The organism is Streptomyces sp. NPDC001728, from assembly GCF_040297565.1.
Classification (GTDB): Bacteria; Actinomycetota; Actinomycetes; order Streptomycetales; family Streptomycetaceae; genus Streptomyces.
Window position 1 is genome coordinate 242,470 of the sequence record NZ_JBEOZK010000002.1, and the last position, 21,368, is coordinate 263,837.

Sequence of the window (21,368 nt, forward strand, 5' to 3'; positions counted from 1 at the left end):
TCACCAGCCGGGCGGCGGCGGACAGGGCGGGGCCGGGGTCGGCGTCCCGCCCGGCGGGTAGGGGGCGGGCGCGGCGGCGGGGGCGCCGCGTCCGGCGAGCAGGGCGAGGACGGCGACTCCGGCGAGCAGTCCGAAGAAGGCGGTGAGGACGCTCAGCCGGTCGATGGTGGGGAGGTCCCCGAACTGGCCGATCACTTCGTAGCGGGTGGCCCGCGCGACCTCGGCGAGGCCGCCGGCCGTGAGGAACACCCCGGCGAGCAGTCCGAAGGCCCGGCTGTGGCGGGCGCGGGCGAAGGCGGAGACGGCGGCGGTTCCGTAGAGGGCGACGAGGAACAGCGACAGCCAGCCGGGCGGGGGTGCGAGGGCCGCCTTGGTGAGGGTGCGTCCGCCGGTGAACCGGTCGACGGCGATGTCCAGGTGCAGTTCGGTGGCCCAGTACAGCTCCCAGAGGGCCAGCACGAGCGCGGCGACCGCGAGGAGGACTCCGGCGGCGACGGCGGGGCCGGTACGGGGGCGGGTGGGGCGCGGTTCGTACGGGGCGGCGTCCGAGCGGCGTCCCGCTGCGGCGGTGACGAGAAGGCCGGCGGCGAGGGCGAGCGCGAGGAGCGCGGTGACGAGGGCTCCGTTGCCGGGCGCCCAGAGCCCGGGCAGGCGCAGGGCGAGGGTGACGGCGCCGGTCGCGGCGAGTGCGGAGGCCGCGTGGCGCGAGCGGAGCGCGGCGACGACGGTGGCGACGGACACGAGGAGGAGCACCGGGTCGGTCAGCGAGGTGGCGGACCGTCCTCGGAGGAGGAAGTGGTGGTCCCCCGCCCAGTACCACGCGAGGTCGGAGGGTGAACCGAGCGCGGCGAGGTCCTTGAGGATCCACACGGCGGTGAGGAGGGCGAGCGCGGCGCAGAGCGCGGCGCCCGTGAGACGTGCCGGTCGTGTCACAGTCACGGTCCCGATACTCACGGTCGCCACTCGCCGAAACAAGCGGTTCCGCGGAACCCGGTGGCGCGGGCGGCAGGCCGGGGCTCATCGAGTCCCGGCCTGCCCACGGCACCCGCACGGTCGTACGTCCCGCAGTCTGGCGTGTCCGTATATCGGATCCGATTCCGGCCGGTTGCCCGCGTGTTAAGGCGATTCGGGGTCCGCGGTGCCGTTCCCGGGGGGCTCGGGCGTCGGCGGGGGCCCGGGCATCAGCGGGGGCTCGGGCGCCTCCGGGGGGACCACCTGCTTCTCCTCCGCGAAGTGGCAGGCCGAGTCGTGCTTCGCCGGGCTGTCGGTGAGGCGGAAGACCGCCGGGACCGCGAGGAGCGGGACTTCAAGGGTGCAGCGCTCCTGGGCCTTCCAGCAGCGGGTGCGGAAGCGGCAGCCGGAGGGGATGTTCGCCGGGGAGGGGACGTCGCCGCTGAGGATGATGCGTTCGCGGTGGGCGCGCGCCTCGGGGTCGGGGACGGGGACGGCGGACAGCAGCGCCTGGGTGTAGGGGTGGGTCGGGTGGTCGTAGATCTGGGCGTCACTGCCGATCTCGACGATCCGTCCGAGGTACATGACGCCGACCCGGTCGGAGATGTGCCGCACGATCGACAGGTCGTGGGCGATGAACACGTACGACAGGGAGAACTCGGACTGCAACTGGTCCAGGAGGTTGACGACCTGGGCCTGGACGGAGACGTCGAGCGCGGAGACCGGTTCGTCGGCGACGATGATCTCGGGCTGGAGCGCGAGGCCGCGGGCGATGCCGATGCGCTGGCGCTGGCCGCCGGAGAACTGGTGCGGGTAGCGGTTGATGTACTCGGGGTTGAGGCCGACGACGTCCAGGAGGTCCTGGACCTTGGCGCGGCGGGAGCCCTTGGGGGCGACCTCGGGGTGGATCTCGTACGGCTCGCCGATGATGTCGCCGACCGTCATGCGCGGGTTGAGCGAGGTGTACGGGTCCTGGAACACCATCTGGATGTTGCGGCGGACGGCCTTGAGGGCGCGCGGCGAGAGGGTGCTGATGTCGTCGCCCTTGTAGCGGATCGTCCCGGACGTCGGCCGTTCCAGATTGACGAGCATCTTGGCGACGGTGGACTTGCCGCAGCCGGACTCGCCGACGATGCCGAGGGTCTCGCCGGCGACGAGGTCGAAGTCGACGCCGTCGACGGCCTTGACGGCGCCGATCTGCTTCTTGAACAGGATGCCCTGGGTGAGCGGGTAGTGCTTGTGCAGGTCCCGGACTTCGAGGATGGCCTCCGCCGAATCAGCCATGGAGGCACTCCTTCCAGAAGTGGCAGGCGCTCGCGCGCGGCACCGGGGACTCGGTCACGTCGTACAGCGGGGGCACATCGGTCCGGCAGACGTCCTGGGCCATCGGGCAGCGCGGGTTGAAGGCGCAGCCGGGCGGGATGTGCAGCAGGTTGGGCGGCAGGCCCTTGATCGCGTACAGCTCCTGGCCCTTCTGGTCCAGGCGCGGGATCGATTCGAGGAGGCCCTTGGTGTAGGGGTGGGCGGGGGCCTTGTAGATCTCGTGGACGGGGGCGCGTTCGACGATCCGGCCGGCGTACATCACGGCGATCTTGTCGGCGACGTCGGCGACGACGCCGAGGTCGTGGGTGATGAGGATGAGGCCCATGTTGAGTTCGCGCTGGAGCTCGGCGAGGAGGTCCATGACCTGGGCCTGGACGGTGACGTCGAGGGCGGTGGTGGGCTCGTCGGCGATGATCAGTTCGGGTTCGAGGGCGAGCGCCATCGCGATCATGATGCGCTGGCGCATGCCGCCGGAGAACTGGTGGGGGTACTGGCCGACGCGTTCCTTGGCGGCGGGGATGCGGACCCGGTCCATCAGCTCGACGGCTTTGGTCTTGGAGTCCTTCCGGGACATGCCCTTGTGGACCCGGAACATCTCGCCGAGCTGGTCGCCGACGCTGACGACGGGGTTGAGGGAGGACAGCGCGTCCTGGAAGACCATCGCCATCTTGGCGCCGCGGATCCTGCGCCGTTCCTCCTCCTTGAGCTTCAGGAGGTCCTGGCCCTGGAAGAGGATCTCGCCCTGGGTGATCCGGCCGGGGGGGATGTCGAGGATGCCCATGACGGCCTGGGCGGTGACGGACTTGCCGGAGCCGGACTCCCCGAGCACGGCGAGGGTCTCCCCGGCGTCGACGGAGTAGTCGACGCCGTTGACCGCCTTGGCGACCCCGTCCCGGGTGTGGAACTCCACGTGCAGGTCGCGCACTTCGAGCAGCATGGGTCCCTACCTCAGCTTGGGGTCGAGGGCGTCGCGGACGGCGTCGCCGAGCATGATGAAGGCGAGCACGGTGATGGCGAGCGCGCCGGAGGGCCAGAGCAGCATGTGGGGGGCGTTGCGCACGTAGGCGGCTGCCGAGGAGATGTCGATGCCCCAGGAGACGGTGGGGGGCTTGAGGCCGACGCCGAGGAAGGAGAGCGTGGCTTCGAGCGAGATGTACGTGCCCAGGGCGATCGTGGCGACGACGATGACGGGTGCGAGGGCGTTGGGCGAGATGTGGCGGAGCAGCATCCGGGAGTTGGACGCGCCGAGCGCGCGGGCGGCCTGGACGTAGTCGTTCTGTTTGGCGGTGATGACGGAGCCGCGGGCGATGCGGGAGAGCTGCGGCCAGCCGAGGAGCACCATGAAGCCGATGACGGGCCAGACGCTGTTGCTGCTGACGACGGAGAGCAGGACGAGGCCGCCGAGGATGACGGGGATCGCGAAGAAGACGTCGGTGATGCGGGAGAGGACGCCGTCCCAGGCGCCGCCGTAGAAGCCGGCGAGGCCGCCGAGGACGGAGCCGAGGAGGGTGACGCCGAGGGTGGCGAAGAGGCCGACCTGCACGGAGGCCCTGGCCCCGTAGACCGTGCGGGTGTAGACGTCGCAGCCCTGGCCGTTGAAGCCGAAGGGGTGGCCCGGCTGGGAGCCCTCCTGGGCCTTGGAGAGGTCGCAGTCGAGCGGGTTCCCGCTGGCGATGAGCTGCGGCCAGATGGCGATGACGACCAGGAAGACGATGATCAGGCCGGAGATGATGAAGATCGGGTTCCGGCGCAGGTCCTGCCAGGCGTCGGACCAGAGGGAGCGGGGCTTCTTGTCGGGGCCGGTGCCTTCGGGGCCGCCCGGGGTCTTCTCCAGGGTCTCGGCCTCGGCCATCCCGAGGTCGGCGGTGCCTCCGGCGCCGGTCGAATCGATGGCTCGCCCGTCGTCGAACGGCTCAGGCTGCTCAGGCATAGCGGATCCTCGGGTCAAGGACGGCGTACAGGAGGTCGACGAGCAGGTTCGCCACCAGGAAGACCAGGACGAGGACGGTCACGAAGCCGACGACCGTCTGGGTGTTCTGGCGGAGGATGCCCTGGTAGAGCTGGTAGCCGACACCGTGGATGTTGAAGATCCGCTCGGTGACGATGGCTCCGCCCATCAGTGCGCCGACGTCGGTGCCGATGAAGGTCACCACGGGGATGAGGCTGTTGCGCAGCAGGTGGCGGGTGATGACCCGGCGGCGGGGCAGGCCCTTGGCGGTCGCGGTACGGACGTAGTCGGCCCGCTTGTTCTCGGCGATCGAGGTCCGGGTGAGCCGGGTGACGTACGCGAGGGAGACGGACGCGAGGACGAGTCCGGGCACGATCAGCTCGTTCAGCGGTGCGTCGGTGGAGACGGCCGGTTTGATCCAGCCCCACTTCACGCCGAGGAGGAGCTGCAGGATGAGGCCGGTGACGAAGGTCGGGACGGAGATGACGACCAGGGTCAGCAGCAGCACGGTGGTGTCGACGGGCCGGCCGCGCTTCAGGCCGGTGAGGACGCCGAGGCTGATGCCGATGACGATCTCGAAGAAGATGGCGACGACGGTGAGGCGGATGGTGACCGGGAAGGCGTTGGCCATCAGCTCGGTGACCTCCTGGCCGTTGAAGGCCGTGCCGAAGTCGCCGGTGAAGACGTTGCCCATGTAGGTCAGGTATTGCTGCCAGACGGGCTTGTCGAGGCCGAACTCCTTCTCGAGCTGGGCCGCGGTCGCCGGGTCGCACTGGCGGTCGCCGCACAGCCCGGCGATGGGGTCGCCCATCACGTTCACCATCAGGAAGATCAGCAGCGTGGCGCCGAAGAAGACCGGGATCATCTGCAGCAGTCGCCGGATCACATAACGACCCATGAGGGGCTCCGGGGGTTGGCTCCGGGTAGGGGTTCGCTCCGGGAAGGGCGCGAGGAAGGCTTACGGCCCGGCTGGCGCGGGGGTCCGCGGGCGCCGGGCCGTTCGCAGCCGACCTGTTACGGCGTCACTTGACCTTGATCTGGTCGTAGACCGGGACGCTGAAGGGGTTCAGGGACACGTTGGTCACGCGGTCCGAGTAGCCGGCGCTGCCGTTCTGGTACCAGAGCGGGATGGCTCCCATGTCGTCGCGGAGGACGCCCTCGGCCTGCTGGAAGAGGCCGACGGCCTTCGTGGTGTCGGGTTCGGCGTTGGCCTGGTTGACCAGCTTGTCGAACTGGGGGTTCGTCCACTTGCCGTCGTTGGACGAGGCGTTGGTGTAGTACAGCGGCTGCAGGAAGTTCTGGATGAGCGGGTAGTCCATCTGCCAGCCGGCCCGGAAGGGTCCGGCGAGCTTCTGCGAGGTGACCTGGTTGCGGTAGTCGGCGAAGGTGCCGACGGGGTTGCCGACGCAGGCCTTGTCGTTGCCGAGGGCTCGGTTGATGGAGTTGCAGACCGCGTCGACCCATTCCTTGTGGGAGCCGGTGTCGGCGTTGTACGAGATCTTCAGGGTGCCGCCGGGGATGCCGCCGCCCTCGGCGACGAGCTTCTTCGCCTGGGCCGCGTCGTACTTGCAGAAGTCGCCGCAGACGTTCTTGAAGCCGCCTTCCTCGCCGAGGACCGGGGAGGTCCAGTCGACGGCGGGGGTGCGGGTCTTCTGGAAGATCGTCTCGGTGATCTGGGGGCGGTCGATCGCCATGGACAGGCCCTGGCGGAGCTTCTCCTGTCCGGGCTTGTTCCAGGCCGGGTCGTAGAACGGGAACGCCAGGGTCTGGATGATGCCGGCGGGGACGTTGATGTACCGGTCGCCGAGGTCGGCGGAGACGTTCTTGAGCTGGGAGGCGGGGATGTCATCGACGAGGTCGAGGTTGCCGGCCGTCAGGTCGGTGTAGGCGGTGTTGTTGTCGGTGTAGACCTTGAGGTTCACACCGCCGTTCTGGGCCTTGTCGGAACCGGGGTAGCCGTCCCAGCGCTTGAGGGACATCTGCGAGCCCTTGGCGTACGAGTCGACCGTGTACGGGCCGTTGCCGACGGGCTTCGAGAGCCAGCCGGCGTGGTCGTCGTAGAAGGCCTGGGGGAGCGGTGAGAAGGCCGCGTAGCCCAGGGTCACGGGCCAGGTGGAGAACTTCTGGATGAGCTTGACCGTGAAGGTGCGGTCGCCGGTGACCTTGAGACCGGACATGGTCTCGGCCGTCGGTTCGCCCTTGTCGGGGTGGACCTTGTCGTAGCCCTCGATCTGCCCGAAGAAGTAGGCGTTCTTCTGGTTGTTCTTCAGCTGGGCGCCGTAGTTCCAGGCGTCGACGAAGGACTTGGCGGTGACCTTCTCGCCGTTGGAGAAGGTCCAGCCGTCCTTGACCGTGATCGCGAAGTTCGTCGAGTCGGTGGTGTCGATCTTCTCGGCGAGCATGTCCTTGGCCTCGCCGGTCTTCGGGTCGTACTGCTTGAGACCCCGGAAGATCATGGACAGCACCTTGCCGCCCTGCACCTCGTTGGTGTTGGCGGGCTCCAGGGGGTTCTGCGGATCGCCCCACGAGGAACTCACGATGCCGTCGGCACCTCCGCCGCCGCCGCTGTTGCCTCCGCCACCGCAGGCGGTCGCCGCGAGGGCGACGGCGGTGGCCAGAGCGGCCCACTTGGCGTGCGTGGCTCCGCGCATGGAGTGCCTCCCGTGATTCTTGCCGAGACTTATGCCCCCATATCACCCCAAGCCTGACGGGGTCGCATCTCGGCGGCACCTGTACGGGGAGCCGCGACCCGACGGTCCGTCACGGCTGCACGGCGCCCACGGGAGAGCACTCCTGCTCGTGGAAGCGCGGGATCTTCCCGCAGATCGTCACCTCCTGCCAGGGGCGGTCCGCCGCGACGGCGAGCATCCGGGTGTAGGTGTCCCGCTCGACCCGGATCTCCGAGCTCAGCTCGTGGCCGCCCTTGTCCTTGATCGTGACGGAGTCGCCGATGGTCCCGCCCTCGATGCGACCCCACACGGCCTGGCAGGCGGCGCTGTAGCGCAGCTCGATCTGCATACCGCGCAGCCAGGTCTGCCGCACGGTGGTGGCGTCCCACTGACAGTCCATGGCCTGCGGCTCCCTGCGCAGGCAGGTGTCGCTCGAACAGCCGACCTTGATGGTCCCGGCGGCCGGGACGCTCTTGGCGCCCTTCTTCCCGTCGGCGGTGGCGGACGCGGAGGGCCCGGCGACCGTCCCGACCGGGTCGTTCCCGGGGGCTAGGACGAGGACGCTGATCACGGCGCCGAGGAGGGCCCCGAGGGTCACGTAGCCGAGGGCCCGCGCGGCGGGCAGCCACGCGACCGCCCTGCGGCGCCAGGGGCCGGGCTCCGGCGACCCGGCCGGCGCCTTCGCCGGCCGGGTCGCCTTCCGGGCCGCCCACCGGGAGGGCCGCGCCTCGGCGGGGTCCTGGGTGGGGGGTACGGGGGCCGGGACGGCGGTCTTGGTGGTGGTCGTACTGGTGGTGACTGCGGCGGCCGGTGCGGCGCTCTGCGCGGGCGCCGCCCTCGGCGCGGGCCCGGGCCCCTGCGCGCGTCCGGCCGACTGCGGGCCGGTCGTCTGGACGGACCCCGGGCCGTCGGCGAGGGCCGCGGCGCGTTCGCTCGCCAGGACCTCGTCGAGGAGCGCGAGCAGCGGCTCCTTCTCCTCCCCCGCCGCCGCCGCGAGCTGCTCGACGGCGACTCTGCTCGGCACCTGCTTGCCGTTGAGGAACCGCTCCCAGGAGGAGCGGCTGTAGTGGGTCCTGTCGGCCAGCCGGCCGTAGCTGAGACCCGACCTCTCCTTCATGGCGCGCATCCGGGCGGCCAGCCGGTCGTGGGCCCCGCCCGACGCCCCGGAGCCGTATCCCCCCTCATCGAACACGCGAACTCCCCCCGTTCTGCTGATCGAACAGCTGCATGAACGGGGAGAGTACCGCGCCGGTACGACATTTCAGGAGTGGCTTGATCGGCGCGGCGCCCGGCCTGATCGGAGACGGGTCGGGCGCCGTCCGGCCGGCGGATCAGTTGAGGAAGGTCACGTCCCAGTGGCTGCCCTCGTTGGCGTAGACGTTGCCCGAGGGAGCGGTGTAGAGGGAGGCGCCGTCACCGCGCTTGCCCGAGTAGGGGAAGGTGCCCGTCACGTAGTTGGTGAGGCAGCTGGTCATCGCGAAGTCCAGCTTGTAGCCGTTCCAGTGGCTGTACGTGCCGCTCGCGTGGCCCGTCTCCGTACCACCGGTGATCGTCATCGCGCAGCCGCTCGCCCCGCGCAGGGTGACGGCGCCGTCGGCGGAGGCCACTCGCAGTCCGTCGAAGGACGTGCAGGCGGTGCTGTTGCGGTCGGAGCAGCCGCCCGAGGAGCTCCAGCTGATGCCGGCCGCCGAGAACTTGGCGGTCGCCTGGGAGTGGGTCAGCAGGCCGCTGTTGCCGCCGCTGCCGCCGGAGGAGCCGGTGACCAGGGCGCGCCAGGTGTCCGGGCCGACGATGCCGTCCGCGTCGAGACCGTGGGAGGACTGGAAGCCGCGGACCTTGGAGTCGGTGCCGTCACCGAACGCGCCGTCGACGGCGAGCCCCGCCCCGTACCGGTTGAGCTGCGTCTGGGCGGCCTTCACTCCGGCGCTGTTGTCGCCCTTGCGGACGGTGACGATCAGTCGGGACCAGGTGTCCGCGCCGACGACGCCGTCGGCGGACAGGCCGCTGGCGCTCTGGAAGCTGCGGACCTTGGCCTCGGTGCCGTCACCGAACGCGCCGTCGGCGGAGGTGGCGTAGCCGCGGGCGGTCAGCAGGTGCTGGACGGTGGTCACCTGGACGCCGGAGTTGCCGTTCTTGACCAGCGGCCAGTCGGCGGCGAAGGCGGGGGCGGCCTGGAGCACTCCGGCCACCAGGGCGGCGACGAGGGCGGCGAGCAGCGCGGCGGCGAGACCGGGCAGTCTTCTCGCGAGTGTCATGGGTGATTCCTCGAACTCTCTGGTCAGCACTGGTAGTTCGCGTCCGGGTGGACCGGCTCGCAGTAGCGGATGTGGAGGTGGTTGTCGTGGTTGGGGTACTGGACGGTCAGCCCCTCCGCGATCAGCTGCGGGTCGTTGAAGAAGACGAGCTTCACGTGGCCGGGCGCTGCCGCGCGCAGGGCCTTGACCAGCTCGCGGGTGGCGCCCCTGTCGTAGGCGGCGGACTCCCAGGTGATGCGGGAGCCGGTGCACTGCGCCGAGTCGGTGCGCACGGGCCAGAAGTCGACGTCCATGCCCACCTGGTGGGTGGCGTGGCCGTAGATGGAGCCGCCGTGCTCGAAGGCGATGTCGCCGACGGGGAGCTTGCCCCGGCCGAGAGCGGCGAAGGTGCGGGCGCCGGCCTCCAGCTGTCCGATGGCGGCACCGGTGCCCCAGTCGGCGGAGGTGTTGCCGTCCGGGCTCTGGTTGCAGAGGGTGCCGGCGTTGTAGTCGGCGTACTCGTAGTGCCAGAGCAGGTTGGTCCAGGTGTCCGGGCCGACGACGCCGTCGGCGCCGAGGCCGGCGTGGCTCTGGAAGGTGCGGACGGCCGAGGCGGTGCCGGCGCCGAAGGCACCGTCGACGGTGAGGCCCGCGCCGCGCTTGGCGTTCAGCAGGTACTGGACGGCCTTCACGGCCTCGCCCTGGCTGCCCTCCCGGACGGTCGGTGTCAGCGCCCGCCAGGTGTTGGGGCCGACGATTCCGTCGGAGCCGAGGCCGTGGGAGGACTGGAAGGAACGGACGGCGGTGTCCGTGCCGGCGCCGAAGACGCCGTCGGCGGTGAGCTGCGCGCCCTGCCCGTTGAGCAGGTACTGCAGGGCGGCGACGTCCGAGCCCCGGTTGCCCTTGCTCTGGGTGGGGACGAACGCGCCCGAGAAGGCGTGCGCGGGCGTGCCCAGGCCGATGAGCACGAGCAGTGCGGCGAGGGCCGCGAGGGCCGCGAGGGGGGCCGCCCCGAGGACGGGGCGGAGCGACCGGGTGGTCGGCGACATGGCGGAGTGCTTCTCCTTGTGGGGTGGAGGTGGGGCGGGGGCCTGGAGGTCAGGCGAGGAGGCGGCTGAAGGTGCGCGCGTCGGCCAGGCCGTCCGCGGGCAGCCCGGCGCCGTTCTGGAAGCTGGTGACCGAGGCCTGGGTGCCGGGGCCGAAGGCACCGTCCGGGTCGGTCGGGATGCCCTTGGCCGTCAGCAGCAGCTGGACGGCCTTGACGGCCTCGCCGGAGTCGCCCTGCCGTACGGGCACGACGAGTTGGTGCCAGGTCTGGTTGCCGGCGTAGCCGTCGGAGGTCGCCGTCATGAGCGTCTGGAAGTCCCGTACGGCCTTCTCGGTGCCCGGCCCGAAGCTGCCGTCCACGGTGATGGTGGCACCGCGCCGGACGAGCAGGTGCTGGAGCGCGCGGACCCGGTCGCCCGCGTCGCCGTTGTGCAGCAGCGGCCAGACGGGCGCCGTCGGGTCCCCGCCGATGCGGGCGGCCACGGCCTGCCGCAGCTGCGGGAGCATCGCGTACAGACGGTCGCCGGGGCACTGGGTGGCGTTGAAGTCCCGGTGCCCGTAGATCTGGTAGGCGCGCAGCCCGTACTGGCGGCAGATGTGCGCGCACAGCTCGACCAGCGTCGCGTACTGCTCGCTGCGCGGGTCGACCGTCGTGTAGGTGCCCTCGTTCTCGATGCCGATGGCGACGGTGTTCTGTCCGACGCAGTGCGCCGACTCCACGGTCTGGGTGCCGCCCTGGAGCGCGGCCAGGCTGCTGTGCCGGCCCTCCATGACGTAGGCGCCCCGGGAGACGGTGAAGTGCTGGCCGGTGTCGCTCCACTGGCGGTCGTCCATCGCCCAGTTCTGCATGGAGCGGGCGAGCTGGAACGCCTGGGACTGCGAGTAGTCGGTCACGTTGGCCGTGGCCGTGTGGTGCACGATGATCTTCTGCGGTGGGGTCGGGAGGACCCGCACGGGGCTGCTCGCCGGGCGGGCGCCCCACGCGGTGGTGTCCGCGATGGCCGGCACGCCCGCGGCGTGGGCACGGCTGGGCGCCCACAGGGGCAGCACGGCCGCGGCGCCGAGCGCGAGCCCGCCGGTGAGGAAGGCGCGGCGGCGGGGGTTCGGTGCGGTTTCCGGGGTCATGAAGGTGTGGTCCTCCGCTCAGTAACTGCCGGTGCAGTGGGTCTGGAGGGTCTCCAGGGCGCGCGTCTCGCACGCCTTGGCGTAGATGTCCATGTCGTTGACCATGGCGGTGTAGACGGTTCCGTAACCGCCGTAGTAGGCGCTCCGGGACACGCCCTGGGAGTTGTGGACGCTGATCACGGTGTCGGCGGAGGCGCCGGAGGTCTTACGGGCCCAGGCGGCGCGGCAGGTCGGGCTGTAGCGCAACTCCACGCCCCAGTCGGCGGTCAGCACCGTGCGGGCGTCGTTCTGGCAGATCGTGGCGGCCGGATCGAGCCCTTCGCAGGAGGCCCCCTTGCAGGAGGTGGCCGCCGAGGCGGGGGCGGACGCGAAGAGCAGTCCGGAAGCGGTGAGCGCGAGCGCCGAACCGGCCGTCGCGAGCTTGCGGGCGAGCGGGTTCACTGGAAGAACTCCTTCTGCGGGGCTAGTACCACGTCGAGCACTGCTGCCCGAATCCCATGACGTAGCCGCAGGACCGGGCGATGATCCCCTTGTCGTCGATCATCGCGGTCCACACGGTGCCGTTGCCGGAGTGGTAGGCGGACTGGCTCAGGCCGGTGTCGCTCTCCACCCAGATCGTCATCGCGGTGTCGGCGCTGGTGCGCGCCCACGCGGCCCGGCAGGTGGGGCTGTAGCGCAGCTCGACGCCGAGGCCGGTGGTGGCGACGGTGCGGGCGTCGTTCTGGCAGACGGTCGCGCTCGGGTCCTTGCCGGTGCAGTCAGACCCGGAGCAGGACGTCGCGGCGGACGCCGGGGAGGAAACGAGGAGCAGTCCGGACGCGGCGAGCGCGAGGGCCGAGCCGGCGCCGGCGAGCTTGCGGGTGAGCGCGTTCACGGAAGGTCTCCTTGGGGGAACTCGTACCTGCGCGGTCCCCGGCGGGCGTCGGCCGGGGACGGCCCTGCGGGAGGGCGCGGGACGGGTCACCACCAGAGGGTGGAGGAGGCCATGGTGTAGTCGACACGACGGTCACAGGCGTACGCCATGATGCCCATGTCGTCGACCATCCGGGTCCAGACGGTGCCGCCCGAGCCGCCGGGCTGGATGCTCTGCATCTCACGGCGCTCGTTCTCGACCTGGTAGTAGTGCCCCGCCACCGCGTTCTGCTTGCGGGCCCAGGCGGCGCGACAGGTGGGGCTGTAGCGCAGCTCGACGCCGGTCTCGCTGGTGAGGACGGTCCTCGCGTCGTTCTGGCAGATCGTGGTCGCCGGGTCGAGCCCGTGGCAGCTGGTCGACCAGCAGGACGTGGCGGCCGAGGCCGGCGAGGAGGCGAGCAGGAGGCTCGATCCGGCCAGCGCGAGGGCCGAACCGACGGTGGCGAGCTTGCGGGTGAGTGCGTTCACGGCGATCCCTTGTCCTGAAGTGACGGGCAGCGGCGGCCCGGCGGGCCGCGCTCCTCGTGGTCGAGGGCGGCGGCCCGGCGGGCTGCGGCTCGGCACACGCTGCCAGTCCCGCCCGCCGTCCCGGCCGTCCCGGCGGACCGCGACCGTCCCGCGGGAGGGGCCGGCGGGGCGGGGTGGACACGACGGCCGAGGCGGGGCGCGGACGAGGGGTGACATCCCGTCGGGCGCACGGGACGGTGCGGGGGACGCGGGACGGGAACGGGACGGCGGTACGGGTGTCCCGTGGGACGTCCCGGGGCCCGGGGTGAGGGTCCGTCGGCCATGCGAAAGGCCCCCGGTCACCCTTGCGGGTGGCGGGGGCCTTTCGGTCACGCGGGTCGGTGCGTCAGTGCACCGGGACGACCTGCTTCTCCTCGGCGAAGTGGCACGCCGAGAGGTGCGCGGCCGGGGTCTCCTGACCCTGGAAGCGCTCCGGGATCGCGAGCAGCGGCGTCTCCTGCGAGCAGCGCTCCTGCGCCTTCCAGCAGCGGGTGCGGAAGCTGCAGCCCGACGGCGGGTTCGCCGGCGAGGGGACGTCACCGGTGAGGATGATCCGCTCGCGGTGCGCGCGGGCCTCCGGGTCCGGCACCGGCACCGCGGACAGCAGCGCCTGGGTGTACGGGTGCGTCGGGTGCTCGTAGATCTGCTCGTCCGTACCGATCTCGGCCATCTTGCCGAGGTACATGACGCCGACGCGGTCCGAGATGTGCCGGACGATCGACAGGTCGTGCGCGATGAAGAGGTAGGAGAGGTTGAACTCCTCCTGCAGCTTCCCCATCAGGTTGATGACCTGCGCCTGGACGGACACGTCCAGGGCCGAAACCGGCTCGTCGCAGATGATGATCTCCGGGTTGAGCGCGAGGCCTCGGGCGATGCCGATGCGCTGGCGCTGACCGCCGGAGAACTGGTGCGGGTACCGGTTGATGTACTCCGGGTTCAGACCGACGACGTCGAGCAGCTCCTGCACCTTGCGGCGCCGGTCGCCCTTCGGGGCCACCTCGGGGTGGATGTCGAAGGTCTCGCCGATGATGTCGCCGACCGTCATGCGCGGGTTGAGCGAGGTGTACGGGTCCTGGAACACCATCTGGATGTTGCGTCGGACGGCCTTGAGGGCGCGCCCGGACAGCTTGGTGATGTCCTGGCCCTTGTAGAAGACCTCGCCCGCGGTGGCGCGCTCCAGGTTCATCAGGAGCTTGGCGACGGTGGACTTGCCACAGCCGGACTCGCCCACGATGCCGAGGGTCTCGCCCTGGTAGAGGTCGAAGGAGACCCCGTCCACGGCCTTGACCGCACCGACGTGCTTCTTGAACAGGATGCCCTGCGTCAGCGGGAAGTGCTTCTTCAGACCGCGCACCTGGAGGATCGGTTCGCCGCGGCCCGCGGGGGCCTCGATGGCGGCCACGGCCTCGTCGTTCTCGCTGAGGTCAGCCATGGATCGTCTCCTTCCAGAAGTGGCAGGCGCTCTTACGGCCCGGGAGATCCGCGCCGTCCTGCTCGGTGACCGGCACCAGCGCCGGGATCTCCGTGCGGCAGATGTCGTCGGCCTTGGGGCAACGCGGGTTGAAGGCACAGCCGGCGGGCACCTTGAGCAGGTTGGGCGGCAGGCCCTTGATCGCGTACAGCTCCTGGCCCTTCTGGTCCAGGCGCGGGATCGACTCCAGGAGTCCCTTGGTGTAGGGGTGGGCCGGGCGCTTGTACAGCTCGTGGACCGGGGCCTGCTCGACGATGCGGCCGGCGTACATCACGGCGATCTTGTCCGCGACGTCGGCGACGACGCCGAGGTCGTGGGTGATCAGGATCAGACCCATGTTGTACTCGCGCTGGAGCTCCGCGAGGAGGTCCATGACCTGGGCCTGGACGGTCACGTCGAGAGCCGTGGTGGGCTCGTCGGCGATGATCAGGTCCGGCTCCAGGGCGAGCGCCATGGCGATCATGATGCGCTGGCGCATACCGCCGGAGAACTGGTGGGGGTAGTCGGAGACCCGCGCCTTGGCGGCGGGGATCTTGACCTTGTCCATCAGCTCGATGGCCTTGACCTTGGCGTCCTTCTTGGACATGCCGTGGTGCACCCGGAACATCTCGCCGAGCTGGTAGCCGACGCTGAGGACCGGGTTGAGGGAGGACAGCGCGTCCTGGAAGATCATGGCGATCTTCCGGCCGCGGATCTTCCGCCGCTCCTCCTCGGACATCTTCAGCATGTCCTCGCCGCGGAACAGGATCTCGCCCTGCGGGATCTTGCCCGGCGGCATGTCGAGGATGCCCATGACGGCCTGGGCCGTGACGGACTTGCCGGAGCCGGACTCGCCGAGGACGGCGAGGGTCTCGCCGGCGTCCACCGAGTAGTTGACGCCGTTGACCGCCTTGGCCACACCGTCACGGGTGTGGAACTCGACGTGCAGGTCGCGGACTTCGAGCAGCGGACCGGTGTGGTCGGCTCCGTCGCGGGGCGCGGGGACGGCCGCGGTCTTGTCGATGATGCTCATCTTTTACGCCCTCCTCAGCGCAGCTTGGGGTCGAGGGCGTTGCGGACGGCTTCGCCGAGCATGATGAACGCCAGAACGGTGAGGCTCAGCATGATCGAGGGCCAGAGCAGGACGTGCGGGGCCACTCGGATCTGGGCGACGCCGGCGGAGATGTCGACACCCCACGAGACGGTCGGGGCGGCGAGGCCCAGGCCGAGGAACGACAGGGTGGCCTCGGCCGAGATGTAACCGCCGAGCGCGATGGTCGCGACGACGATGACGGGGGCCATGGCGTTCGGCAGGATGTGCCGGAAGAGGATCCGGGTCGTGCCGGCGCCGAGGGCCTTGGCCGCGTGGACGTAGTCGGCCTGCTTGACCGTGATCACGGCACCGCGCATGACGCGGGTGATCTGGGTCCAGCCGAGGAACGCGAGGGCGAAGACGACGACCCAGACGGTCCGCTCGACGAACGACTGCAGGACGACCATGGCGCCGAGCAGGAACGGGATGCCGAAGAAGACGTCGGTGATCCGGGAGAGGAGCGCGTCGACCCAGCCCCCGAAGTAGCCCGAGATCATGCCCATGATGCCGCCGACGACCGTGACGATCGCGGTGACCGCGACGCCGACGATGATCGAGGCGCGGGTGCCGTGGATGAGGCGGGCGTAGACGGAGCGGCCCTGCTGGTCGTAGCCCAGCCACTCGGGCGAACCGACGTTGCCCAGCTCGGGCTTGCTCAGGAAGTGGTGCACCAGGTCACCGGCGGTCGGGGACGCGCTGGTGAAGAGGGTCGGCCACACCGAGATCAGCAGCAGCAGCGCGATCAGCGCCGACGAGATGATGAAGTACGGGTTGCGGCGCAGGTCCGCCCAGGCGTCGCCCCAGAGGCTGCGGGCCTTCTCCGCCTTCGCGGCCGGGGCCGCGTCCACGGAGGGCGGGGCGATGGCGTCCTCGACGGCCGCGGCAGCGGTCTTGGTCACGTCAGGCATACCGGATCCTCGGGTCCAGGACCGCGTACAGCAGGTCGATGAGCAGGCTGGTGACGAGGTAGACGATCACCAGGATGGTGACGAGGCCCACCAGGGTCGTACCTTCACGCCGGGAGATCGACTCGGCGATGACGCCGCCGATGCCCTTGATGTTGAAGATCGCCTCGGTGACGACCGCGCCGCCCATCAGGGCGCCGATGTCGGTGCCGAGGAAGGTGACCACGGGGATCATCGAGTTGCGCATCAGGTGGACGCCGATGACCCGGCGTCGCGGCAGGCCCTTGGCGACGGCGGTGCGCATGTAGTCGGCACGCAGGTTCTCCGCCATGGAGGTACGGGTGAGCCGTGCCACATAGGCGAGGGAGAGGCCGCCGAGCACAATGGCCGGAGCGAGCATCTCGCTCAGCTGCGGCTCGGTGCTGACGTTCGGCGCGATCCACTCCAGGTTGAACGCGAACACCATCTTGATGATGTAGCCCAGGACGAAGACCGGGATCGAGATGATCAGCAGGGTGAAGATCAGGATCACGTTGTCGGCCAGACGGCCGGCGCGCAGACCACCGATGACGCCCAGACCGATGCCGAAGATCAGCTCGATGGCGAACGCCAGGGCGGCGAGCTGGAGGGTGATGGGGAACGCGTCGCCCAGCACCTCGGTGACCGGCCGTCCGTTACGGATCTGGGTACCGAAGTCCAGGTGCAGGATCATGTCCCGCATATAGAAGAAGTACTGCTGCCATGCAGGCTTGTCGAGACCCAGCTCATGGCGCTTCGCGGCGAGCGTCGCCGGGTCGGCGCCCTTGTCGCCGAACATCGCCAGCACGGGGTCGCCGGGCAGGGCGTGCACCATGGCAAAGATCAGCAGGGTCGTCCCGAGGAATACCGGGATCATCTGGAGCAGTCGTCGTGCGACATAACGCCCCATCATGCCTCCGTTGAGATGTGACAGCGGCAACCGACGGGCCCTCCCTCGACAGCGGTACCCGTTTCCGGGCACGGCTATGTCGTGGAAGGGCCCCCCAGCCACTGCGTAAGGCACCGAGACGGGACTGACGATCTGTCGATCCGTCAGTCCCGTGACGGCGTGCGGACTACGCTTGGGTGATTACTTCTTGACCTCGACGCCGGTCAGGATCGGGTCGCCGTCCTGGCCGTACGCCACGCCCGAAACCTTCTCGGAGAAGCCCGCGTTGACCTTGTAGTACCAGAGCGGGATGGACGGCATGTAGTTGATCAGGTCCTTCTCGATGGCCTGGTACGCCTTGACCGACTCGTCCAGCGTCGCCGCGGAGTCAGCCTTGGCGATCTTGGCGTCGAGCTCCTTGTTCGAGAAGTCACCCTGGTTGCCGCCCGCACCCGTACGGAACAGGTCCGAGATGAAGTTGGCGTTCACCGGGTAGTCGAGCACCCAGCCGGAACGGTAGAGCGACTTGACCTGCTTCGTCTTACGAGCGGTCAGGTCGGCCTGGAAGTCCGGCTTGCCGTCGCCGACGCACTGGACGCCGGTGGACTGCTGGATGGAGTTGCAGACAGCGTCCACCCACTCCTTGTGTCCGCCGTCGGCGTTGTACTGGATGGAGATCTTGTTGTTCGGAACGCCACCGCCGGCCTTGATCAGGTCCTTGGCCTTGGCGGGGTCGAACTTGGTGACGCCGGCGCCACCGTCCTCCTGGAAGCCCAGGACGCCCTTCGCGACCCAGCCGGTCGCGGGCTCACGCGTGCCGTTCAGCACCGTCTTGGTGATGGTGGCACGGTCGATCGCCATGGACAGACCCTGGATGACGCGCGGGTCGATCTGCTTCGGCTTCTTCCACTGGTCGGCGTAGAAGGCGACAGCGATGGTCTGGACGGCGGAGTACGGCTGGTCCACGGCGCGGTCGCCGAGGTCCTGGCGGTAGACCGGGAGGTCCTTCGGCGCGATCTGACGCAGGACGTCGACGTTGCCCGACTTCAGGTCCTCGTACGCGGCCTCGAGGGTGGTGTAGTTCTTGAAGACCACACCGCCGTTCTTCGCCTTGTTCGGGCCCTTGTAGCCGTCGAAGCGCGTGACCTCGATCTTCTTCTTGTGGTCCCAGCTCTTGAACTTGTAGGGACCGTTGCCGACCGGCTTCTGGCCGCCGGCGACCGGGTCCTTGTAGAAGGACTCCGGGAGCGGCGCGAAGACGATGTAGGCCAGCTTGTGCGCGAAGTACGGAACGGCCTTCGAGAGCTCGATCTTGAAGGTGGTCTCGTCGACGACCTTCAGACCCTCGAGCTTGTCGGCGGTCTGCTTGGCGCCCTCGGCGTCCGGGTGGACCTTGTCGTAGCCCTTGATGTCCGCGAACCAGGACGCGAGGCCCTGGGCGTTCTTCAGGCTGGCGTTCCAGTTCCACGCGTCCACGAAGGACTTGGAGGTCACCGGGGTGCCGTCGTGGAAGGTCCAGCCCGGCTTGAGCTTGACCGTCCAGGTCTTCGAGTCCGTCGTGGTGACCGACTCGGCGTTGATCATCGACAGCGAGCCGTCGGCCTTGTAGTCGACCAGGGTCGAGAACAGGCCGGACATCACGGCGGAGCCGTTGGACTCCATCGTGTCGCCGGTGAGCAGGGGCTTCTCAGGCTCGCCCAGCTCGATGGAGAAGATTCCGTTCGGGTCAACAGCGCCCTTGGCGTCACTGCCGCCGTCGCTCTTACCCCCGCCACAGGCGGTCGCAGCAAGGGCAACGATGATCGCGCCCGTTACCCACTTGGCGCTCTTGGCACCGCGCATGGGTTCCTCCTCATGAGTCCACTTTGTCACTACAAGAAGGGCACTCCGAGTTTCGCCGACACCCCTGACGGCTTTGCACTCAAGTACCCCGAGTGTGCTCGTGAGTCGGCACTCCCCACAGTGCGTGACCCATTGACCCGAGCTCAATGGAGCCAACTATTAAGTACGTCCGGGCTGTAAACCACACTTAAGTGGTCTCGTTTTGACAACATCACTACACGCCCGGATACCGAAATCCGGACAAACTGAGCACAGACAGACACCCCCGAAACGGACCGTTAACACACGTACCGGAGAGCGATGGCCGCTATGCGGACACCGGGCCTCCGAAATGAAGTTGACGGAAGTTGACGAAAAGCCCGGACCCCCACAGTGCTGTGGGGGTCCGGGCTCGGGTGCTGACGTGCCGTCAGCCAAGAGCGGCGCAGATCACACAGGACCGTGATCTACCCCGCCGCCACCGGCCGCATGCGGCCGGACTCGGCTCAGTTGTTCTTGGCGCGCGAGGACGCGCGGCCACGCGCGTTCTGGTCCAGGATGACCTTGCGGATGCGCACGGCCTCCGGGGTGACCTCGACGCACTCGTCGTCGCGGCAGAACTCCAGGGACTGCTCCAGGGAGAGCTTCCGCGGCGGGACGATCGCCTCGAAGGAGTCGGCGGAGGCGGAGCGCATGTTGGTGAGCTTCTTCTCCTTGGTGATGTTCACGTCCATGTCGTCGGAGCGCGAGTTCTCGCCGACGATCATGCCCTCGTACACCTCGGTGCCGGGGTCGGTGAACAGGACACCGCGCTCCTGGAGGTTCGTCATCGCGAAGGCGGTGACGGCGCCGGCGCGGTCGGCGACCAGCGAACCGTTGTTACGGGTCGTCAGCGTGCCGAACCACGGCTCGTGGCCCTCGTGGATCGAGTGGGCGATGCCCGTACCGCGGGTGTTGGTCAGGAACTCCGTACGGAAGCCGATGAGGCCACGGGACGGAACGACGAACTCCATGCGGACCCAGCCGGAGCCGTGGTTCGACATGTTGTCCATGCGGCCCTTGCGGATGCCCATGAGCTGCGTGACCGCGCCCATGTGCTCCTCGGGGACGTCGACCGTGAGGCGCTCGACGGGCTCGTGCGTCTTGCCGTCGACCTCCTTGGTGACGACCTGGGGCTTGCCGATGGTCAGCTCGAAGCCCTCGCGGCGCATCTGCTCGACCAGGATGGCGAGCGCGAGCTCACCACGGCCCTGGACCTCCCAGGCGTCCGGACGCTCGGTGTCGAGCACGCGGAGCGAGACGTTACCGATCAGCTCGCGGTCCAGACGGTCCTTGACCTGACGGGCGGTGACCTTGCGCTGCTTGACCGCGGACTTGGCCTCCGCGCCCTTGCCCGTGCCACCGCGGCCGACGAGCGGCGAGGTGTTGGTGCCGATGGTCATGGAGATGGCCGGCTGGTCGACCGTGATCAGCGGCAGCGCGATCGGGTTCTCCGGGTCGGCCAGGGTCTCGCCGATCATGATGTCGGGGATGCCGGCGACGGCGCAGATGTCACCGGGGCCGGCGACCTCGGCCGGCTTGCGGGTGAGCGCCTCGGTCATCATCAGCTCGGTGATGCGGACGTTGGCGATGGTGCCGTCCGTCTTGATCCACGCGACCGTCTGGCCCTTGCGCAGCTCGCCCTGCTCGACGCGGAGCAGCGCGATGCGGCCGAGGAAGTTGTCGGCGTCCAGGTTGGTGACGTGCGCCTGGAGCGGCGCGTCCTCGTCGTACGACGGGGCCGGGACGTGCTCCAGGATGGTGGAGAAGAACGGCTCCAGGCTGTCGCTGTCCGCGGGGACGGTGCCGTTCTCCGGCTTGGTCAGCGAGGCGATGCCGTCACGGCCGCAGGCGTAGACGATCGGGAACTCGATCTGGTCCTCGTCCGCGTCCAGGTCCAGGAAGAGGTCGTAGGTCTCGTTGACGACCTCGTCGATCCGGGAGTCCGGGCGGTCCGTCTTGTTGATGCAGAGGATGACGGGCAGACGCTGCTGGAGCGCCTTGCGCAGCACGAAGCGGGTCTGCGGGAGCGGACCCTCGGAGGCGTCCACGAGGAGGACGACCGCGTCCACCATCGAAAGGCCGCGCTCGACCTCGCCACCGAAGTCGGCGTGGCCGGGGGTGTCGATGATGTTGATCGTGATCGGGGCCCCGCCGTCCTTGGGGTGATACTTCACCGCCGTGTTCTTGGCGAGGATCGTGATGCCCTTCTCACGCTCCAGGTCGTTCGAGTCCATCATGCGGTCGTCGAGCTGCTGGTGGGCGGCGAAGGCACCGGCCTGCTTGAGCATGGCGTCGACGATGGTCGTCTTGCCATGGTCGACGTGGGCGACGATGGCGACGTTACGGATGTCGTGGCGCGTGGGCATGGGTGCTTGCGCTTCTCTCGGATCGTGGGATGCGGCGTCAGTTCCTCGTACGCCCACCGGGCGGACGC

Annotated in this window: 19 protein-coding genes and 1 pseudogene; all 20 read right to left on the reverse strand. The window is 69.4% G+C overall.

Going from position 1 to position 21,368, the window contains the following annotated elements; translation table 11 throughout:
* On the reverse strand, positions 1-939 hold the full coding sequence (locus ABT154_RS04000) for a hypothetical protein (RefSeq protein ID WP_351852483.1): 939 nt from the start codon (positions 937-939) through the stop codon (positions 1-3).
* Between the two features lie 177 nt (positions 940-1,116).
* Positions 1,117-2,235: an ABC transporter ATP-binding protein gene (locus ABT154_RS04005; protein ID WP_351852486.1), complete on the reverse strand. Its 1,119-nt coding sequence runs from the start codon at positions 2,233-2,235 to the stop codon at positions 1,117-1,119.
* Positions 2,228-3,211, reverse strand: coding sequence for an ABC transporter ATP-binding protein (locus ABT154_RS04010; protein ID WP_351852488.1), 984 nt, complete (start codon positions 3,209-3,211; stop codon positions 2,228-2,230). The genes ABT154_RS04005 and ABT154_RS04010 overlap by 8 nt, the downstream gene beginning before the upstream one ends.
* A gap of 6 nt (positions 3,212-3,217) precedes the next feature.
* Positions 3,218-4,204 (reverse strand): ABC transporter permease, encoded by a 987-nt coding sequence (locus ABT154_RS04015; protein WP_351852490.1) that lies wholly within the window; start codon positions 4,202-4,204, stop codon positions 3,218-3,220.
* Entirely contained in the window at positions 4,197-5,120 is a 924-nt protein-coding gene (locus ABT154_RS04020; protein ID WP_351852493.1) for an ABC transporter permease, read from the reverse strand. The genes ABT154_RS04015 and ABT154_RS04020 overlap by 8 nt, the downstream gene beginning before the upstream one ends.
* A gap of 124 nt (positions 5,121-5,244) precedes the next feature.
* The gene (locus ABT154_RS04025) at positions 5,245-6,873 is read right to left on the reverse strand and encodes a peptide ABC transporter substrate-binding protein (protein ID WP_351852495.1); all 1,629 of its coding nucleotides are present in this window, start codon (positions 6,871-6,873) and stop codon (positions 5,245-5,247) included.
* Positions 6,874-6,982: 109 nt separating this feature from the next.
* A complete protein-coding gene (locus ABT154_RS04030; protein ID WP_351852497.1) occupies positions 6,983-8,083 on the reverse strand; it encodes a helix-turn-helix domain-containing protein in 1,101 nt (366 codons plus the stop codon).
* Positions 8,084-8,222: 139 nt separating this feature from the next.
* Positions 8,223-8,684: a hypothetical protein gene (locus ABT154_RS04035; RefSeq protein WP_502969445.1), complete on the reverse strand. Its 462-nt coding sequence runs from the start codon at positions 8,682-8,684 to the stop codon at positions 8,223-8,225.
* A gap of 30 nt (positions 8,685-8,714) precedes the next feature.
* Positions 8,715-9,146, reverse strand: a pseudogene (locus tag ABT154_RS04040) (peptidoglycan-binding domain-containing protein); the annotation flags it as partial.
* A gap of 23 nt (positions 9,147-9,169) precedes the next feature.
* Positions 9,170-10,174 carry a penicillin-insensitive murein endopeptidase gene (locus tag ABT154_RS04045; RefSeq protein ID WP_351852499.1) on the reverse strand — a complete coding sequence of 335 codons (1,005 nt, stop codon included), beginning with the start codon at positions 10,172-10,174 and terminating at the stop codon, positions 9,170-9,172.
* Between the two features lie 49 nt (positions 10,175-10,223).
* The gene (locus tag ABT154_RS04050; RefSeq protein WP_351852502.1) at positions 10,224-11,297 is read right to left on the reverse strand and encodes a peptidoglycan recognition protein family protein; all 1,074 of its coding nucleotides are present in this window, start codon (positions 11,295-11,297) and stop codon (positions 10,224-10,226) included.
* A gap of 18 nt (positions 11,298-11,315) precedes the next feature.
* Positions 11,316-11,738, reverse strand: a complete 423-nt coding sequence (locus ABT154_RS04055; protein WP_351852505.1) for a DUF2690 domain-containing protein — start codon at positions 11,736-11,738, stop codon at positions 11,316-11,318.
* Between the two features lie 22 nt (positions 11,739-11,760).
* The gene (locus tag ABT154_RS04060) at positions 11,761-12,171 is read right to left on the reverse strand and encodes a DUF2690 domain-containing protein (RefSeq protein ID WP_351852508.1); all 411 of its coding nucleotides are present in this window, start codon (positions 12,169-12,171) and stop codon (positions 11,761-11,763) included.
* Positions 12,172-12,257: 86 nt separating this feature from the next.
* Positions 12,258-12,677 (reverse strand): DUF2690 domain-containing protein, encoded by a 420-nt coding sequence (locus ABT154_RS04065; protein WP_351852510.1) that lies wholly within the window; start codon positions 12,675-12,677, stop codon positions 12,258-12,260.
* Positions 12,678-13,062: 385 nt separating this feature from the next.
* Positions 13,063-14,148: an ABC transporter ATP-binding protein gene (locus ABT154_RS04070; protein WP_351852515.1), complete on the reverse strand. Its 1,086-nt coding sequence runs from the start codon at positions 14,146-14,148 to the stop codon at positions 13,063-13,065.
* Positions 14,141-15,199: an ABC transporter ATP-binding protein gene (locus ABT154_RS04075; RefSeq protein ID WP_351852518.1), complete on the reverse strand. Its 1,059-nt coding sequence runs from the start codon at positions 15,197-15,199 to the stop codon at positions 14,141-14,143. Before ABT154_RS04075 ends, ABT154_RS04070 begins: the two co-directional genes overlap by 8 nt.
* 14 nt (positions 15,200-15,213) lie before the next feature.
* Positions 15,214-16,167 (reverse strand): ABC transporter permease, encoded by a 954-nt coding sequence (locus ABT154_RS04080; protein ID WP_317873511.1) that lies wholly within the window; start codon positions 16,165-16,167, stop codon positions 15,214-15,216.
* Complete coding sequence (locus ABT154_RS04085) at positions 16,160-17,092, reverse strand: ABC transporter permease (protein ID WP_351853145.1); 933 nt, start codon at positions 17,090-17,092, stop codon at positions 16,160-16,162. Before ABT154_RS04085 ends, ABT154_RS04080 begins: the two co-directional genes overlap by 8 nt.
* Before the next feature lie 180 nt (positions 17,093-17,272).
* The gene (locus tag ABT154_RS04090) at positions 17,273-18,913 is read right to left on the reverse strand and encodes a peptide ABC transporter substrate-binding protein (protein WP_351852522.1); all 1,641 of its coding nucleotides are present in this window, start codon (positions 18,911-18,913) and stop codon (positions 17,273-17,275) included.
* Between the two features lie 485 nt (positions 18,914-19,398).
* Entirely contained in the window at positions 19,399-21,300 is a 1,902-nt protein-coding gene (gene typA, locus ABT154_RS04095; RefSeq protein ID WP_351852525.1) for a translational GTPase TypA, read from the reverse strand.
* Positions 21,301-21,368 lie beyond the last annotated feature (68 nt).

What these genes read in the sequence shown, in the direction of transcription:
- ABT154_RS04005 (WP_351852486.1), bottom strand. Translation starts at nt 2,235, where the DNA reads ATGGCTGATTCGGCGGAGGCCATCCTCGAAGTCCGGGACCTGCACAAG.
- ABT154_RS04010 (WP_351852488.1), bottom strand. Translation starts at nt 3,211, where the DNA reads ATGCTGCTCGAAGTGCGCGACCTGCACGTGGAGTTCCACACCCGGGAC.
- ABT154_RS04015 (WP_351852490.1), bottom strand. Translation starts at nt 4,204, where the DNA reads ATGCCTGAGCAGCCTGAGCCGTTCGACGACGGGCGAGCCATCGATTCG.
- ABT154_RS04020 (WP_351852493.1), bottom strand. Translation starts at nt 5,120, where the DNA reads ATGGGTCGTTATGTGATCCGGCGACTGCTGCAGATGATCCCGGTCTTC.
- ABT154_RS04025 (WP_351852495.1), bottom strand. Translation starts at nt 6,873, where the DNA reads ATGCGCGGAGCCACGCACGCCAAGTGGGCCGCTCTGGCCACCGCCGTC.
- ABT154_RS04045 (WP_351852499.1), bottom strand. Translation starts at nt 10,174, where the DNA reads ATGTCGCCGACCACCCGGTCGCTCCGCCCCGTCCTCGGGGCGGCCCCC.
- ABT154_RS04050 (WP_351852502.1), bottom strand. Translation starts at nt 11,297, where the DNA reads ATGACCCCGGAAACCGCACCGAACCCCCGCCGCCGCGCCTTCCTCACC.
- ABT154_RS04070 (WP_351852515.1), bottom strand. Translation starts at nt 14,148, where the DNA reads ATGGCTGACCTCAGCGAGAACGACGAGGCCGTGGCCGCCATCGAGGCC.
- ABT154_RS04075 (WP_351852518.1), bottom strand. Translation starts at nt 15,199, where the DNA reads ATGAGCATCATCGACAAGACCGCGGCCGTCCCCGCGCCCCGCGACGGA.
- ABT154_RS04080 (WP_317873511.1), bottom strand. Translation starts at nt 16,167, where the DNA reads ATGCCTGACGTGACCAAGACCGCTGCCGCGGCCGTCGAGGACGCCATC.
- ABT154_RS04085 (WP_351853145.1), bottom strand. Translation starts at nt 17,092, where the DNA reads ATGGGGCGTTATGTCGCACGACGACTGCTCCAGATGATCCCGGTATTC.
- ABT154_RS04090 (WP_351852522.1), bottom strand. Translation starts at nt 18,913, where the DNA reads ATGCGCGGTGCCAAGAGCGCCAAGTGGGTAACGGGCGCGATCATCGTT.
- typA (WP_351852525.1), bottom strand. Translation starts at nt 21,300, where the DNA reads ATGCCCACGCGCCACGACATCCGTAACGTCGCCATCGTCGCCCACGTC.